General features: G+C 58.7%; 17 protein-coding genes. 5 read left to right on the forward strand and 12 right to left on the reverse strand.

The genetic code is table 11. The annotated features are described in order from the left end of the window. Positions 1-28: 28 nt before the first annotated feature. Positions 29-1,675, reverse strand: a complete 1,647-nt coding sequence (locus GOX75_RS09940; RefSeq protein WP_171122638.1) for an electron transfer flavoprotein-ubiquinone oxidoreductase — start codon at positions 1,673-1,675, stop codon at positions 29-31. 135 nt (positions 1,676-1,810) lie between these two features. After that, positions 1,811-2,266, reverse strand: coding sequence for a redox-sensitive transcriptional activator SoxR (gene soxR / locus GOX75_RS09945; RefSeq protein ID WP_171122641.1), 456 nt, complete (start codon positions 2,264-2,266; stop codon positions 1,811-1,813). Positions 2,267-2,352: 86 nt separating this feature from the next. Between soxR and GOX75_RS09950 the strand changes: the two genes are divergently transcribed. The 3 genes from GOX75_RS09950 (at position 2,353) to GOX75_RS09960 (ending at position 4,352) form a co-directional block, all read left to right on the forward strand. After that, positions 2,353-2,733, forward strand: coding sequence for a VOC family protein (locus GOX75_RS09950; protein WP_171122643.1), 381 nt, complete (start codon positions 2,353-2,355; stop codon positions 2,731-2,733). A gap of 141 nt (positions 2,734-2,874) precedes the next feature. Further along, a complete protein-coding gene (gene greA, locus GOX75_RS09955; RefSeq protein ID WP_171122645.1) occupies positions 2,875-3,345 on the forward strand; it encodes a transcription elongation factor GreA in 471 nt (156 codons plus the stop codon). A gap of 14 nt (positions 3,346-3,359) precedes the next feature. After that, on the forward strand, positions 3,360-4,352 hold the full coding sequence (locus tag GOX75_RS09960) for a hypothetical protein (protein ID WP_171122647.1): 993 nt from the start codon (positions 3,360-3,362) through the stop codon (positions 4,350-4,352). Here GOX75_RS09960 and glp read toward each other — a convergent pair. The 5 genes from glp to GOX75_RS09985 all read right to left on the reverse strand — a co-directional run bounded on the left by glp (position 4,349) and on the right by GOX75_RS09985 (position 8,785). Further along, complete coding sequence (gene glp / locus GOX75_RS09965; RefSeq protein ID WP_171122649.1) at positions 4,349-5,614, reverse strand: gephyrin-like molybdotransferase Glp; 1,266 nt, start codon at positions 5,612-5,614, stop codon at positions 4,349-4,351. The two genes, GOX75_RS09960 and glp, sit on opposite strands and share 4 nt — an antisense overlap. Further along, on the reverse strand, positions 5,611-6,102 hold the full coding sequence (gene mobB / locus GOX75_RS09970; protein ID WP_171122651.1) for a molybdopterin-guanine dinucleotide biosynthesis protein B: 492 nt from the start codon (positions 6,100-6,102) through the stop codon (positions 5,611-5,613). Before mobB ends, glp begins: the two co-directional genes overlap by 4 nt. Then, positions 6,099-6,743, reverse strand: a complete 645-nt coding sequence (mobA, locus tag GOX75_RS09975; protein ID WP_171122653.1) for a molybdenum cofactor guanylyltransferase MobA — start codon at positions 6,741-6,743, stop codon at positions 6,099-6,101. Before mobA ends, mobB begins: the two co-directional genes overlap by 4 nt. A 47-nt stretch (positions 6,744-6,790) precedes the next feature. Further along, complete coding sequence (locus GOX75_RS09980; protein ID WP_171122655.1) at positions 6,791-7,744, reverse strand: AEC family transporter; 954 nt, start codon at positions 7,742-7,744, stop codon at positions 6,791-6,793. Between the two features lie 99 nt (positions 7,745-7,843). Beyond that, positions 7,844-8,785: a formate dehydrogenase accessory sulfurtransferase FdhD gene (locus GOX75_RS09985; RefSeq protein WP_254428726.1), complete on the reverse strand. Its 942-nt coding sequence runs from the start codon at positions 8,783-8,785 to the stop codon at positions 7,844-7,846. On the opposite strand from GOX75_RS09985, the gene GOX75_RS09990 reads away from it, so the two are divergent. Both GOX75_RS09990 and GOX75_RS09995 read left to right on the forward strand, forming a co-directional pair. Beyond that, entirely contained in the window at positions 8,784-9,500 is a 717-nt protein-coding gene (locus GOX75_RS09990; RefSeq protein ID WP_171122657.1) for an AzlC family ABC transporter permease, read from the forward strand. The genes GOX75_RS09985 and GOX75_RS09990 overlap by 2 nt on opposite strands. Further along, positions 9,497-9,829 (forward strand): AzlD domain-containing protein, encoded by a 333-nt coding sequence (locus GOX75_RS09995; protein ID WP_171122659.1) that lies wholly within the window; start codon positions 9,497-9,499, stop codon positions 9,827-9,829. The genes GOX75_RS09990 and GOX75_RS09995 overlap by 4 nt, the downstream gene beginning before the upstream one ends. On the opposite strand, the gene GOX75_RS10000 is transcribed toward GOX75_RS09995, so the two are convergent. From GOX75_RS10000 to GOX75_RS10020, 5 genes are all read right to left on the reverse strand, one after another. Beyond that, the gene (locus GOX75_RS10000) at positions 9,818-10,450 is read right to left on the reverse strand and encodes a hypothetical protein (protein ID WP_171122661.1); all 633 of its coding nucleotides are present in this window, start codon (positions 10,448-10,450) and stop codon (positions 9,818-9,820) included. The two genes, GOX75_RS09995 and GOX75_RS10000, sit on opposite strands and share 12 nt — an antisense overlap. 21 nt (positions 10,451-10,471) lie before the next feature. Further along, a complete protein-coding gene (locus GOX75_RS10005; protein WP_171122663.1) occupies positions 10,472-10,606 on the reverse strand; it encodes an aa3-type cytochrome c oxidase subunit IV in 135 nt (44 codons plus the stop codon). A gap of 68 nt (positions 10,607-10,674) precedes the next feature. After that, positions 10,675-11,235, reverse strand: a complete 561-nt coding sequence (locus GOX75_RS10010) for a hypothetical protein (protein WP_171122665.1) — start codon at positions 11,233-11,235, stop codon at positions 10,675-10,677. Then, the gene (locus tag GOX75_RS10015; protein WP_171122667.1) at positions 11,222-13,060 is read right to left on the reverse strand and encodes a glycerophosphodiester phosphodiesterase; all 1,839 of its coding nucleotides are present in this window, start codon (positions 13,058-13,060) and stop codon (positions 11,222-11,224) included. Before GOX75_RS10015 ends, GOX75_RS10010 begins: the two co-directional genes overlap by 14 nt. A gap of 64 nt (positions 13,061-13,124) precedes the next feature. Continuing rightward, a complete protein-coding gene (locus GOX75_RS10020) occupies positions 13,125-13,574 on the reverse strand; it encodes a DUF6173 family protein (RefSeq protein WP_171122669.1) in 450 nt (149 codons plus the stop codon). Positions 13,575-13,577 lie beyond the last annotated feature (3 nt).

Below are 13,577 nucleotides of genomic sequence, written 5' to 3' on the forward strand. Positions count from 1 at the left end.
ACGGCCCTGCCAGTGCCCGTCTTTTCGCTTACATGTTGGGATAGTTTGGCCCGTCACCACCCTGTGGCGTGGTCCAGGTGATGTTCTGGCTGGGATCCTTGATATCGCAGGTCTTGCAGTGAACACAGTTCTGGAAGTTGATGACGAATCGCGGTCCGTTCTCATCCTCGACCATCTCGTACACGCCTGCCGGGCAATAGCGTTGCGCCGGTTCGTCGAACTTGGGCAGGTTGACATTGACCGGAATCGCCGGGTCGGACAGCCGCAGGTGGCAGGGCTGACTTTCCTCATGATTGGTCATTGCAAACGAGACATTGGTCAAACGGTCGAACGACAGCACGCCATCGGGTTTGGGATAGTCGATGGGCGTGTGCTTGCTGGCCTCTTCGGTTGCTTCGGCATCGTTCTTGCCGTGACCCAAAGTGCCAAACAGCGAAAAGCCCAGCGTGTTGGTCCACATGTCCAGACCACCAAAGGCAAGAGACGCCGTCAGGCCCCATTTCGACCACATCGGTTTGACGTTGCGCACCTTCTTCAGGTCGCTGCCGATGGCACCGTCGCGCACGTCGGCCTCGTAAACAGTCAGCTCATCGCCCGCACGGTCGGCCTTGATCGCGTCAAACGCGGCCTCGGCTGCGGCTTTACCCGACAGCATCGCATTGTGGTTACCTTTGATGCGCGGCACGTTGACCATACCCGCCGAACAGCCCAGAAGCGCCACGCCCGGCGCGACCAGTTTCGGCATCGACTGATAGCCGCCCTCGGTGATCGCACGCGCACCATAAGCCACGCGCTTGCCGCCTTTCAGCAACTCGGCCAACATCGGGTGATGCTTGAAACGCTGGAATTCCATGTAGGGATACAGGTGCGGGTTCTTGTAGTTCAAGTGGACCACAAAACCGACGTAGACCTGATTGTTTTCCAGGTGATAGATGAACGACCCGCCGCCTGCGTTGCTGCCCAGGGGCCAGCCCATCGTGTGCGTGACCGAGCCTTCCTTGTGCTTGGCCGGGTCGATCTCCCAGATTTCTTTCATGCCGACGCCGTATTTCTGCGGCTCTTTCCCGGCTTGCAGATCGTATTTGGCGATGACTTCCTTGGACAGCGACCCGCGCACGCCTTCCGACAGGAAGACGTATTTGCCGTGCAGTTCCATCCCCGGCTCGGTGTTGGGGCCATATGAGCCATCGGCTTCCAGACCAAAGACACCGGCGACCACGCCTTTGACTTCGCCGTTCTCGCCGTAAACCAGCTCGGAACACGCCATGCCGGGGAAGATTTCCACGCCCAGCTCTTCGGCCTGATCAGCCATCCAGCGGCAGACATTGCCCATCGACACAATGTAATTGCCGTGGTTGTTCATCAGTGGCGGCATCGGCCAGTTGGGGATGCGGATCTGTCCCGCCTCACCCAGCATATAGAAGTTGTCCTCTTCGACCGGCGTTTTCAGCGGCGCGCCTTTTTCTTTCCAGTCTGGGATCAGCGCATCAAGGCCACACGGGTCAAGAACCGCACCCGATAGGATATGCGCGCCCACTTCCGAGCCCTTTTCCAGAACCACAACGTTCAGGTCCGCATCCAACTGTTTCAGACGGATGGCCGCCGACAGACCCGCGGGGCCTGCACCCACGATCACCACATCGTATTCCATCGCTTCGCGTTCAATCTCGGCCATCGCGGGCTCCTTAGCTAACTTTCCGAATTGGCGCTTTCACTGCGTGGTCTGCGCAATTTTGTTTCACGGGTGATTACATGGTCACAAAGACCTTGGTCAATCAAAACACGGCGTAACATTGCTGCAATGCGGCAGTTATGCCTCGGGAGAGTCTCCCATCAGATACCTGGGACCGCTACCATAGGACTTGGCACGGTCATCCGGGTTGTAAAGCGCGCATTTCGGCAGGCTCAGGCACCCGCAACCAATACAGCCGTCCAGATTGTCGCGCAGTCGTGTCAGTGTCTCGATTCGCTGATCCAGATGGGTCCGCAACCCGACACTGATTTTCTGCCAATCCTTTGGGGTCGGGGTCCGATTGCCCGGCAAGCCTGACAACACTTCACGGATTTCGGGCAAGGTCAGGCCGAACTGTTGTGCGATCATGACAAAGCTCAGCCGACGAATATCGGCGCGTTGATACCGTCGCTGCCCGCCCGCATTCCGCCAAGGCGCGATCAGGCCCTGCGCCTCGTAATATCGAATGGCCGAAACTGCCAACCCCGTACGCCGTGCAAGAGCGCCAATTGCAAGCCCCTCAGATACCGCCATTTTACCCTCAAAAATATCTTGACCTAAAGTTAGGTTTAGAAATTACGGTGAGTCGGGACAAGCTTCAAACTTAAAAAGGAGTTCCCATGATGGCGACGCTTGAACACACAAACTTCACGGTCCGCGACCCTCAGGCTTCGGCCAAGTGGATGCACGATGTCTTTGGCTGGAAAACCCGCTGGGAAGGACCGGCGATCGCGGGTGGATATACGGTCCACGTGGGCAGCCCGCATACCTATCTGGCACTTTACGCACCCAGCGATCCCAAACCATCAGGCGAAAGCAGCTATGACATCATTGGCGGGCTTAATCATGTTGGTGTTCTGGTCGAAGATATCGACGAAACCGAAGCCCGGGTTGTCAAAGCCGGGTTCACGCCAAAGTCGCACGCGGACTACGAACCCGGTAAACGGTTCTACTTTGATGACGAAAACGGCATAGAATTCGAAGTCATTAGCTACGACTAGGCTGTAATCCGCAGGTTGGGCGGCTTCGCCCCCTTGCATTTCCCGCGCCATTTGGGTCAGGTATTTGACGACCCATCAATTCGCCCCGACGCTTGTCTCATGCGGCGGGGCGAAACAATTTTATGCGTGGACGAAAAGAACATGGAAAAAATTCCGATGACGCCCGCGGGCAATGCCGCGCTCGAGGCGGAACTGAAAAACCTCAAGTCGGTCGAGCGCCCGGCGATCATCGAAGCCATCGCCACGGCCCGCGAGCTTGGCGATCTGAAGGAAAACGCCGAATACCATTCGGCCCGTGAAAAGCAGGGCTTTATCGAAGGCCGCATCAAAGAGCTGGAAAGCATCCTGTCGCTGGCAGATGTGATAGACCCTGCCAAGTTGTCGGGCGCGATCAAGTTCGGTGCAAAGGTCACGCTTGTCGACGAAGACACGGATGAGGAAAAGACCTGGCAGATCGTGGGTGAGTATGAGGCCAATATTGAAAACGGCCTGCTCAACATCAAATCCCCCATCGCCCGCGCTCTGATCGGCAAGGACGAGGGTGACAGCGTCGAAGTCCGCACCCCCGGCGGTGTGCGCTCTTATGAGATTTTGAACATAGAATACGCCTGACCGGAGCGGTAACCATGTCCGAGCCCACGCCAGAGCAGGAAGACGAACGGCCGACCGCACTGGGCATATATGACAAGCCTGCAACGTCGTCAGTGACCGAAATCGAGATTGTCGCGATCGCGCTCAGCGTGATCTGGCTGATCGTGTCGGTCGTGTTTCTGGTCCTGCCCGGCAAGGTGGAAGGCGGCAGCTTTGTCGTCACCTTGCTGGCTGTCTTCATGCCCGTCGCGATGATCTGGGTTGCGGCCACGTCGATGCGTGCCAGCCGGGTCATGCGCGAGGAAAGCGCCCGGCTGCAAACCGCCATTGACGCGATCCGGCAGGCTTACGTGGTGCAACAACAGCGCGCCGCCAGCGGGTACGAACCCGCCGTTACCAAGAAACTGGATGAAATCGCTCAGACCGCAAAAAAGACCGAAAGCGCACTGGCAACTTTTTCGACCCAGCGTACCGAACCCGCGCGCAGCACAATCAACAGCGGGACCGGGGACCAAACCTCGCTGGAGCTGGGCACGCAGGCCGACGAGATTGCCCCGCGGCTGAGCACGGATGTCTTTATTCGCGCGCTGAATTTTCCCGAGACACAGGAAGACACCGAAGGCTTCGACGCGCTGCGGCTGGCCCTGAAGGATCGAAAAACGGCGCAGTTGGTGCAGGCGTCACAGGATGTTCTGACCCTGCTCAGTCAGGAAGGCATCTATATGGACGACCTGCGCCCCGACATGGCGCGACCAGAGGTGTGGCGGCAGTTCGCCCAAGGCGCGCGCGGTCGCGCCGTTGCGGCATTGGGCGGAATTCGCGACCGATCGTCCCTTGCACTGACAGCTGCACGCATGAAGCAGGACCCGATTTTTCGGGACGCGGCACATCATTTCCTGCGCCGGTTCGATCACATGATTGTCGAGTTTGAACCGGATGCCAGCGATGCCGATCTGACCGCGCTTGGTGATACGAGAACCGCGCGGGCTTTCATGCTTTTGGGGCGTGTGGCCGGTACGTTCGACTAAAGCCCGAAACTGCCAAAGGGAATAAACCGCACCGTGTCGCCCGGCTGAATGTGGCGGGCACCGTCCTCGATCTCGACCAGACCCTCCGCCCAGCTCAGCCCGCTGATCCGACCGGACCCTTCCGAGGCAAAGACTTCGACTCGGCCCCCGCGAACACGGCCGCGCAGGTATTCACGTCGTCCGGGTTTCTTGTGTTTTTCAAACGCGGCAGGAAGATCAAAGCCCTGCGGCGTCGACCAGCCCTCGCCCGCCAAAAGACCAAGCGCTGGCCGTGCAAAAATCAGCGTGCAGACCAGCGCCGCCACGGGATTACCCGGCAGGCCGAAAACAGGGGTTTCCTTCCACATCCCAAGCGCCAGAGGGCGCCCCGGCTTCAATGCAATCCGCCATTCCTGCATCGCACCGGCCTGTTTCAACAAGGCTGACACGTGATCTTCATCCCCCGCCGATGCCCCGCCGCTTGTCAGGATCACATCCGATTGCCCGGCTGCAAGATCCAACCTGTCCTTTAGGATCGCACGGTCATCGGGGACACGCCCCAGATCAACCGCTTCGAATCCCATTTTCCCGATCATCGACAAAAGCATCGGGCGGTTGGCGTCGAAAATCTGACCCGGCCCCGCGATGTCGCCGGCTTCAATCAGCTCATCGCCTGTCGACAGAACGGCAACGCGCAACTTGCGGCGGACCGGCACCTCGGCAATCCCTATCGCCGAAAGAAGCGCAAGATCTGCCGGGGTCAACCGTCGCCCGGCGTCCAAAACAGTATCGCCTTCGTTCACGTCCTCTCCGGCGCGGCGGGCGTTTGCGCCTTTCCTGAGCGGGCCGTGAAAGGCGATATGGCCATCCTTGACGGTGACGTCTTCCTCGAGAACGACAGTGTCCACGCCCTCGGGCAAGGCGGCGCCCGTCAAAACCCGTAGGGCATGGCCCGAGGCCACCCGCCCCTCAAAGGGCATCCCTGCCGCTGCACGTCCATCTTGCAGGGGCATCACCTGCGGCCCTTCCGGGGCGGCGCCAGAAAACCCATACCCATCCACGGCGGAATTCGGCTGCGGCGGGTTTGAACGCAGCGCCTGAATATCTTCAGCCAGAATTCGCCCCTCGGAGTCCGAGACCGGAGTCGTCTCAGACCCGGTCACACCTGTCAGCCTGTCCTGTAACAGAGCCAGGGCATCATCCACCGGCGTCCAGCTCACCCCGGCGGGCAGCGCAAAACAATCGTTGCTCAATGGGGGCGGTGCGATGTTCGGTTTGCTCATAACCCGACTTCCTGCAGGATAAAATCTGCGATGGCCTTTGTGTCGTTCAGGTCGAAAACGGGCACATTCAGGTCCATCAGAGTATCGCTAGCCACGGCGCGGATCGTGTCATTCTCCTCCGCCAACAAGCTATTACCGGGCTCGGCCCTGAAAGCTTCGATCTTGGGATGGGCTTCACGTTTGAAACCTTCGATCAGAACCAGATCAACCGGGGTCAGTCGGGCCAGAAGGCTTTTCAAGGACGGCTCGGGCGCTCCGCGCAATTCCTGCATGATGGCGATCCGTTGGCCCGAAGCCAGCAAAACCTCATTGGCCCCGGCGGTACGATGGCGATAGCTGTCGGTGCCCTTCTGATCGACATCTACACTGTGATGCGCGTGTTTGACGGTGGACACGGAAAATCCGCGCCCGCTGATTTCCGCCACCAAACGTTCCATCAGCCCGGTTTTACCTGCGTTCTTCCAGCCGGTGACGCCATAAACTCTCATGCCTGCGCCAACAATTTCTGCGCCCGGTCCAGATCATCCGGCGTGTTGACGTTGAAGAAAGGATCAAACGGATCGACAGGAAACAGCGCCTCGCGCCCCGCATGTTGATCCGTCCACAGGACGACTTTGCGCAAACCACCCTGCAAAGCCGCGCGCAGGTCGTCACGCAACGCCACGGGCCACAGTCCAAATGTCGGATGCCGGTTGATCTTTTTGCCACCCCCGGATTTCAGGGTCTCATCCCCTGTGCGCGGTGTGGTTGCAAGAACCAGCGGGTTGGCCTGCGCTTCTGCTGCGGCAGTTAGGCGCGCAACCAGATCGCGCGGAAAGAACGGCGTATCGGCGGCGGCAGTAACGATACATTCGGCACCCTGTTCAGCCGCCCAGTCGAGCCCGGCCAGAACGCCCGCGAGCGGGCCTGCAAACCCTTCGATCGTGTCGGGAACAATCGGCAGGTCGTACCCACCAAACCGGGTCGGATCGCCATTCGCGTTCAGCGCCAGATCAGCCACCTGCGGGCGCAACCGGCCAATCACGTGGTCCAGCAAGCTTTTGTCGCCAATTTTCAGCAGGCCCTTGTCTCCACCCCCTATCCGGGTGGCCAGACCGCCTGCAAGGATAACGCCGAGAGGTTTGTTCATTCCTGTACCTGATTGGGATCAGTCGCTTACAACCTTGTAAATCGAACTCAGTTCAATTGGAACGCGGTTGGATAAAGGTTGTGCAATACAAATAACCACATAATCAACGTTCCCACCGACAAAAACGACGTTGCGGAAACGATGTGCGCGGCCAGTTGCGGTTCCTGATCATAGTGCTTGGCAAGCAGAAAGATGTTCTTGGCGGTCGGAACCGCCGCTGAAACCGTTGCGGCGATTGTCCAAAGTGGGTCCAGACCAATCAGATGCGCCGCCAGAAGCACCAGCCCGGGCGCAGCGATCAGCTTGACCAGTGTCAGAAGCAGGATCAAAGGCCCCGTTTGAATAATCGTCCGCACGCTGGTCGTGAAGCCGATTGCGAACAGCGCAACCGCGGCCAAAGCTTGGCTCAGAAGTTCAAGGTAATCGGATACCGAATCCGAAAACCCGATCCCGGTGAAGGAATACGCGACCCCCAGCAATGTGGCCGCGATGATCGGATTTTTCAGCACGTTCAGGAAAATCCTGTAGATTGGTGTCTTGGCGCTGGCCTTATGTCCAGCCGAGCTTTCCAACACGGTCGTCATGACCAAAAGCATCAAGGCGACAACCAGATTCGCCAACACAGCCGGTAGCGCACCCTTGGCTCCGAAAATCGCGTGTAGAACGGGCAACGCAACTAAAGCCGTGTTCGAGGCAACCCCGGCAAAGGCCGCGACGGTGGCAGAACCGGTCTCAAATCCCGTGAAACTTTTCAAACCTGCGAAAAGCAGCACAAACAAAAGCAGCAACGTCCCGCCGTAAGACAGATAGAACCCATAATTAAGAAGATTTTGGAACTCTTCCTGCCCGATCAGATAGAACATGATGGCCGGGATCAGGACATAAACCGCAAACTGGACCAGCGCGTCAGACGTGTCCTGGCCCAAAAGGTTCGTCCAGGAAAATACGTATCCGGTCAGGATTACCGCGAAAACCGGCGCGATAAGATTAATCAGCTCCATGTTGCCATCAGGCGGGAATTCACCTGCACTCCTGTTTGCTATACCCCATACTAGGGCATATCTGTCGGAATTCGCAGCATTATTTATAAAGTGCCATTTCTAGCCCAGTGCGCTTTTCCGTTTGTGCTTTTTCTCTTCAATCGGAACGGTTGCCGGATCCACGTCCCGCACGAGCCGATCTTCGCCTGCCAGACACACGAAACGCTGCCCGCGCATCCGACCGATCAGCGTCAACCCAACCTCGCGCGCGATCTCAACGCCCCAGGCCGTGAAACCCGAACGGGATGCCAGAACAGGAATACCCATCATGGCCGTCTTGATCACCATTTCCGAGGTCAAACGACCTGTGGTGTACAGGATCTTGTCCTCTGCCGCTTCGCCCTCGGACAGCATCCAACCGGCGATCTTGTCGACCGCGTTGTGCCGACCCACGTCCTCCATATAAACCAACGGGCGGTTTTCCCGGCACAACACCGTGCCATGGATCGCACCCGCCTCAAGATAGAGCGAGGGTGTGCGGTTGATCTTGGCCGCCAGATCATAAAGCCACGATGTGCGCACGGTGACCTGAGGCAAGCGCACGTCTTCGAGACCCTCCATCATATCCCCAAAGACGGTTCCAACGGCGCAGCCACTGGTACGGGTCTTTTTCTTGAGCTTATCCTCATAAGACGTCTCGCGCGCCGTGCGGACAACGACGGTTTCCAGATCTTCATCGAAATCGACACGGGTAATCTGGTCGTCAGGCAGCAGCATGCCCTGATTGCGTAGAAAACCCAGCGCCAGATATTCGGGGTAATCGCCAATTGTCATCGCGGTCACGATCTCTTGCGAGTTCAGGAAAATCGTCAAAGGACGTTCTTCCACCACTGAAATCTGGCTGGCCTCGCCATTCTGATCCACACCTTCGACGGCACGTGTCAGGCGGGCCGCCCTGGGGTCGGGGGCGATGATGTAGTCTGACAGGTTCTGTTCCGTGGCCAATTGCAACCCTTTCCCAAGACCGCTACTGCTGCGATCAACACCATAGGATTTAGCCATGGCAGACACCACATCCAAGTCATACTTCTGGAAAGGGTTTCGGGACGGGACCCCGTTTATCTTTGTTGCGATACCGTTCGGCACACTGTTCGGCGTGTTTGCGACCGAAGCAGGCTTGAACATCGTCCAGACGATGGCTTTCACCTCAACCGTTTTTGCCGGGGCTGCCCAGTTTGCCGCCCTGCAACTGCTGCAAGATCAGACCCCGACCGCGATCATTCTGGTATCCGCCTTGGCGGTGAACCTGCGCATGGCGATGTACTCGGCCTCATTGACGCCGTTTCTGGGCGCGGCCCCGATGTGGCAGCGTGCTTGCGCGGCCTATCTAACTGTCGACCAATCCTATGCCAGTTCGATCGTTCAGTTCGAGAAAGAGCCAAACATGACCGTCCCGCAACGGATGGCCTATTTCGTCGGCTCGGTCACGCCGATCACACCTCTTTGGATACTGGCAACCTACCTCGGCGCGGTTCTGGGTACGCGTATTCCGGAAAGTTGGGCACTGGATTTTGCCCTGCCGATCACATTTCTGGCGATGATCGGCCCAATGATGCGCACCCTGCCTCATGTGGCGGCGGCACTTGTTGCGATCATTGTGTCCCTGCTGACGGTGGCGATTCCGTTCAATCTGGGCCTGCTGATCGCCGGGTGCGCCGGCATGATCGCAGGCGCGCAGGCCGAATTGATGGCCGAACGCAGAAAGGCCGCCGCATGACACAGCCTGATCCTGTCACTATCTGGACCATCATCATCGGGCTTGCCATCGGCAGCTATGCCCTGCGCTTTGTCTTTATCGGCCTGGTCGGAGATCGCCCGATGCCGCCATGGTTGCTGCGCCATCTGCGCTATACGGCCGTGGCAATCATTCCTGCGCTGATCGCGCCGTTGGTCGTCTGGCCCACGGCAACAGGCGGTCAACCCGACGCACCGCGCATGGCAGCGGCGGCTGTGGCCATAACTGTCGGACTATTCACCAAGAACGTGATCGCGGCCATCTTCAGCGGGGCCGCAACGCTTTACGGGCTGCTCTACCTATTGGGCTGAGTCAGCCTCCAACTGGTTCAGTTGCTCATTATTAAAGGCGAGACCGGTTTGAAGATCGGCGTCGTCGTTTTCCCGGTATTCAGCGGTTTGAACACCCGGTAGCTGGGCAAACTGGTCCGACAACTTAACGGGATAGAACGTGGTTTCGATCTGCTCGAACCCCGGCACTTGCTGCAGCAACTGGGCAGTCGAATTGGCACAGAATGCACCTGCAACCGGCCCCGATTGCTTGGCAAGCTGCAGGGCAATCTCGGCCTGTTGGGGGGTCACTTCGACAGTTTGAATGCGCGCATAATGCGTTTCGCGCGCGTGGCTGCTGCGATAAGCGCGTTCCACATTCGGGGTAATGCCGTACAGGACGTCGTCCTTGATCGGCACCACATCCGCCCTGAATGATCCGGCGGGGTCAAAGATCACCCTTTCGCTGCCGCTGATCATCAGCGACGTATGGGCACCTGAACCCGTCCGGGTGCTGATCATTGTATAAAGGGTCAGGCTCGACGGCCCCGGATCGCGATAGGACCGCGCCGAAATTTCAGCCAATTCCGCCTGCGGACGCTGTGACCCAGCGCAACCCGCAACTGTCACAGCCAGCAGGCAGGCAATCAAAACCCTGATCACGGCCAACCCCGTTTTTCGGATTTAAGCGGCAAAAACCGCCAGGAAAAGGCAGAGGAAGGCGATGGCAACCACACACCATGTGGTCGCTTTGATGAACCCGTTGAAGGTTTTGGTTTGGACGGTGATGTCCATTTCGCCGTGCTTGTGTTCAGCCATGATTGTCAGAATCCCAATTCGCGTGTTTGAGATGTTGGATAATCGAAAATCCCGGGCCTGTCACCACGTCATTCGCGCGCAGGGGTCAGGGGTGGAAACACCGAACATCCCGGATAGCCGAACCCCCAGCGCCACGGAAGCCCGGAACACGGAGCTCCGCCAAATCGGACGGCTGCGTGCATTGCCTCGGCGGTCACGGAGTGCGCTAGGCGAATCTGATCCGGCGTCATGTCATAGCGCTGTGCGTAGCCATCGGCGTGGTCTTCTCCGTGCTGTTTGACACAGGCGCGCAAGGCGCTGTCCGCTGCCACGCGGGCCGCGAAACTGTCATCGGCCGTAAGCGCGCCACCGGCATTGTGATAGGCGCGGTCATGGGTGACGCAGCATCCCTCCCACGGCGGGTGGGCTTCGTAGAGCGCGCTGAACTTGGGAAATGTATCCGCAACAAAACGCCAGCTTGCCGACAGGCCGCCCGAACAGCCATCTGTTTCAAACGGCGTCAAGGCGGCCTCGTCCAATTGCGGGACCAAGGCGCGATGCGCGGGCATTTCGATGCTGCGCAGGACATCCTGCGAATGCGCAGGTGATGCGATCAGCCCCACCGCAAAAATCAGGTTACGGGCTGTCATCTCGCATCGCCTCTGTGTCTATTGACAGACCAAACGCGTTGGCCAGCCACAGCACCAACCGCTCACCCGGCCCCATTTCGGCACGTGCACGCAGAACTTCGTTTGCCATAGCGGGGCGGTCTGTGATCAGCCCGTCCACGCCCATCGACGCCATCGCAGACATCTGCAGCGGATCATTGACCGTCCAGACATAGATGTCCTTGCCCGCCGCCTGAACCGAACGCACCAGTCCCGGCGTGGCCATCGCAGCATTTACAGCGACAAAATCCCCTTCAAGCCCTGACAGATCACCGATTGCGGTGGCCGCAAGAACCCCGGCGCGCCAGTCCGGGCGCAATTTCTTCATCTTTTGCACGGCCGGATACTTCAGCGACATCGTGGCGATGTCGTCCTGCATATCGAGTTCCTCGACCAATGCCGCCACGCGGTTTTCCAGATCAACGTCGTGACCATAGTATTTCAATTCGATGATGACCTTGGACTTGCCCTTGGCCGCCGCCAGCACGTCGCGCAGGGTCGGGGTGCGTTCTTCCGCGTATTCGGGGTCAAACCAACTGCCGATGTCGATCTCGGCCACCTCTTCCATGGTCACATCCCAAACCTTGGTGGGGACGCCCGCCAGTTTCATGAAATCGCTGTCATGAGCAACGATCACCACATCATCCGCAGTTTCCTGCACGTCGATCTCGACCCAGTCGGCGCCGTCCTCGATCGCCTTCAGGACAGCCGCCATCGTGTTTTCCGGCCGCAAGGCAGCGGCCCCGCGGTGGCCAATGACCTCGGCCCGGTCGGGGGCCTGTACCTGTTCCAACAGATGCTGACCAAACCACAGACCGATCAGCACCGCGACCACAGCGCCGCCGACTGCGGTGAACAACGGCACCCGCAGGCTGCCGGGTTCGGGGTGTGGAGGCTCATCCGTCCTGATTTCAAAGAACCTGTCCAGAACCACGGCCAATGCGCCCAGCGCGGTCGCTGCCAAAACCAGCCCCGCCAGCGACCATAACCCGGCAATCAAAAGGCTGTAGGTCAATGCCAGGCGCAGGTTCGAGCTGTCCTGAAGTGGCACGATGGCGAACAGCACCCCGGCAACCCATGCAATCAGCGTCGCAATCAGCAGCCGCACTATCAGCCACACCGCAAGTTCGATCTTTAGCTGCCCCCGTTTCCCTTCCATCCTTTCGGTGCTGAGGGCGAAGGTCTCAGCCGGGCGCACCTGTTCGAACAGAACCAGATGCAGCGACAGCGCCCATCCCGACAATCTACGGATCAGAACCCAGGCCATGACCAGCAAAACAGCCCCGATCAGAACCACGGCCAACCAAAAAGAGGGCGGTTTGAAAGTCAGGTAATAGTTGATGTCATATTCCGTCAGTGTCCACCAAGCGATCAGGGCAGACACCGCAGCGAAGGGCAAAACCAACAGCAAGACCCGCAGAACAAACCGCACCGCGAAGCCAAACAGCGCTGGAAGGCTCGACAAAATCAGGCCGATGGCAGCGCTTCCTGCGCGCCATGGGTCAGATTCCCCCATCCGTAGCGATCCCGTCATGACAGAAAATACGAACACTTCGGCCAGCAGAAACAGGCTCAGAACGGCGACAGCGACCAAAAAACCGGCCGGAGATAGGACAAAGGCCGCGATGTCCTGATCCGTCAGCGCCGTCTGGCTGGACAGTGAAACTGCAAGGTTCGCGGCAATCGCCAGCCCCGGTGTGATAAGCGCGATCAAAAGCAGACGCACCACGAAATAGATCGGAACAAACACGCGGCGGCGCGCCCATGCGCCTTTGTAGGCATTTGTAACGGCTGAGAAACTTGTCACCTGACGCCCCCCTGAATGATCCCTTCATTCAAGGCCGCGCCGTCACGAATTGCAAGTCAGGCGATCAGCTTTCTTCCAGATTAGCCGCCAGCCGGAACCCGATGCGATTTGCGGGTTTGTCTTCGACCGATTTCGGCAGGGCGCGCAGCATCACGTTCAATTGGCTCACATGCTGCACAAGCTGGGTTCGCGCACCAGTCGCGTCCGAACCGTAGAAAGTGATGACATCGGGGTCAAAATACCCCATCCCTTCGATCCGCATTACACCCGCATCGCCGCCGGTAAAGCCCATCGCGATCTCGTGGTCGCTGTCCAATGTCTGCTCAAAGTTCTGGATGTACAGGATCAGACGCTCATAGGCCCATTGCGCAGGGCTTTTGGTTTCTACGGGCGTCTTCAACGGGTCGGGCAGGTCTTTTGCACCGGATTTCGCATCGGGGTTGGAATGAACCTCGTAACATCGGGGAAGGGCCGCGGATTCTGCTGCCTCGGCCGAGGTTTCGATCTTGTCCATACC

Source organism: Ruegeria sp. HKCCD7251, from assembly GCF_013031165.1.
GTDB lineage: Bacteria > Pseudomonadota > Alphaproteobacteria > Rhodobacterales > Rhodobacteraceae > Ruegeria.

What these genes read in the sequence shown, in the direction of transcription:
- GOX75_RS09940 (WP_171122638.1), bottom strand. Translation starts at nt 1,675, where the DNA reads ATGGCCGAGATTGAACGCGAAGCGATGGAATACGATGTGGTGATCGTG.
- soxR (WP_171122641.1), bottom strand. Translation starts at nt 2,266, where the DNA reads ATGGCGGTATCTGAGGGGCTTGCAATTGGCGCTCTTGCACGGCGTACG.
- GOX75_RS09950 (WP_171122643.1), top strand. Translation starts at nt 2,353, where the DNA reads ATGATGGCGACGCTTGAACACACAAACTTCACGGTCCGCGACCCTCAG.
- greA (WP_171122645.1), top strand. Translation starts at nt 2,875, where the DNA reads ATGGAAAAAATTCCGATGACGCCCGCGGGCAATGCCGCGCTCGAGGCG.
- GOX75_RS09960 (WP_171122647.1), top strand. Translation starts at nt 3,360, where the DNA reads ATGTCCGAGCCCACGCCAGAGCAGGAAGACGAACGGCCGACCGCACTG.
- glp (WP_171122649.1), bottom strand. Translation starts at nt 5,614, where the DNA reads ATGAGCAAACCGAACATCGCACCGCCCCCATTGAGCAACGATTGTTTT.
- mobB (WP_171122651.1), bottom strand. Translation starts at nt 6,102, where the DNA reads ATGAGAGTTTATGGCGTCACCGGCTGGAAGAACGCAGGTAAAACCGGG.
- mobA (WP_171122653.1), bottom strand. Translation starts at nt 6,743, where the DNA reads ATGAACAAACCTCTCGGCGTTATCCTTGCAGGCGGTCTGGCCACCCGG.
- GOX75_RS09980 (WP_171122655.1), bottom strand. Translation starts at nt 7,744, where the DNA reads ATGGAGCTGATTAATCTTATCGCGCCGGTTTTCGCGGTAATCCTGACC.
- GOX75_RS09990 (WP_171122657.1), top strand. Translation starts at nt 8,784, where the DNA reads ATGGCAGACACCACATCCAAGTCATACTTCTGGAAAGGGTTTCGGGAC.
- GOX75_RS09985 (WP_254428726.1), bottom strand. Translation starts at nt 8,785, where the DNA reads ATGGCTAAATCCTATGGTGTTGATCGCAGCAGTAGCGGTCTTGGGAAA.
- GOX75_RS09995 (WP_171122659.1), top strand. Translation starts at nt 9,497, where the DNA reads ATGACACAGCCTGATCCTGTCACTATCTGGACCATCATCATCGGGCTT.
- GOX75_RS10005 (WP_171122663.1), bottom strand. Translation starts at nt 10,606, where the DNA reads ATGGCTGAACACAAGCACGGCGAAATGGACATCACCGTCCAAACCAAA.
- GOX75_RS10010 (WP_171122665.1), bottom strand. Translation starts at nt 11,235, where the DNA reads ATGACAGCCCGTAACCTGATTTTTGCGGTGGGGCTGATCGCATCACCT.
- GOX75_RS10020 (WP_171122669.1), bottom strand. Translation starts at nt 13,574, where the DNA reads ATGGACAAGATCGAAACCTCGGCCGAGGCAGCAGAATCCGCGGCCCTT.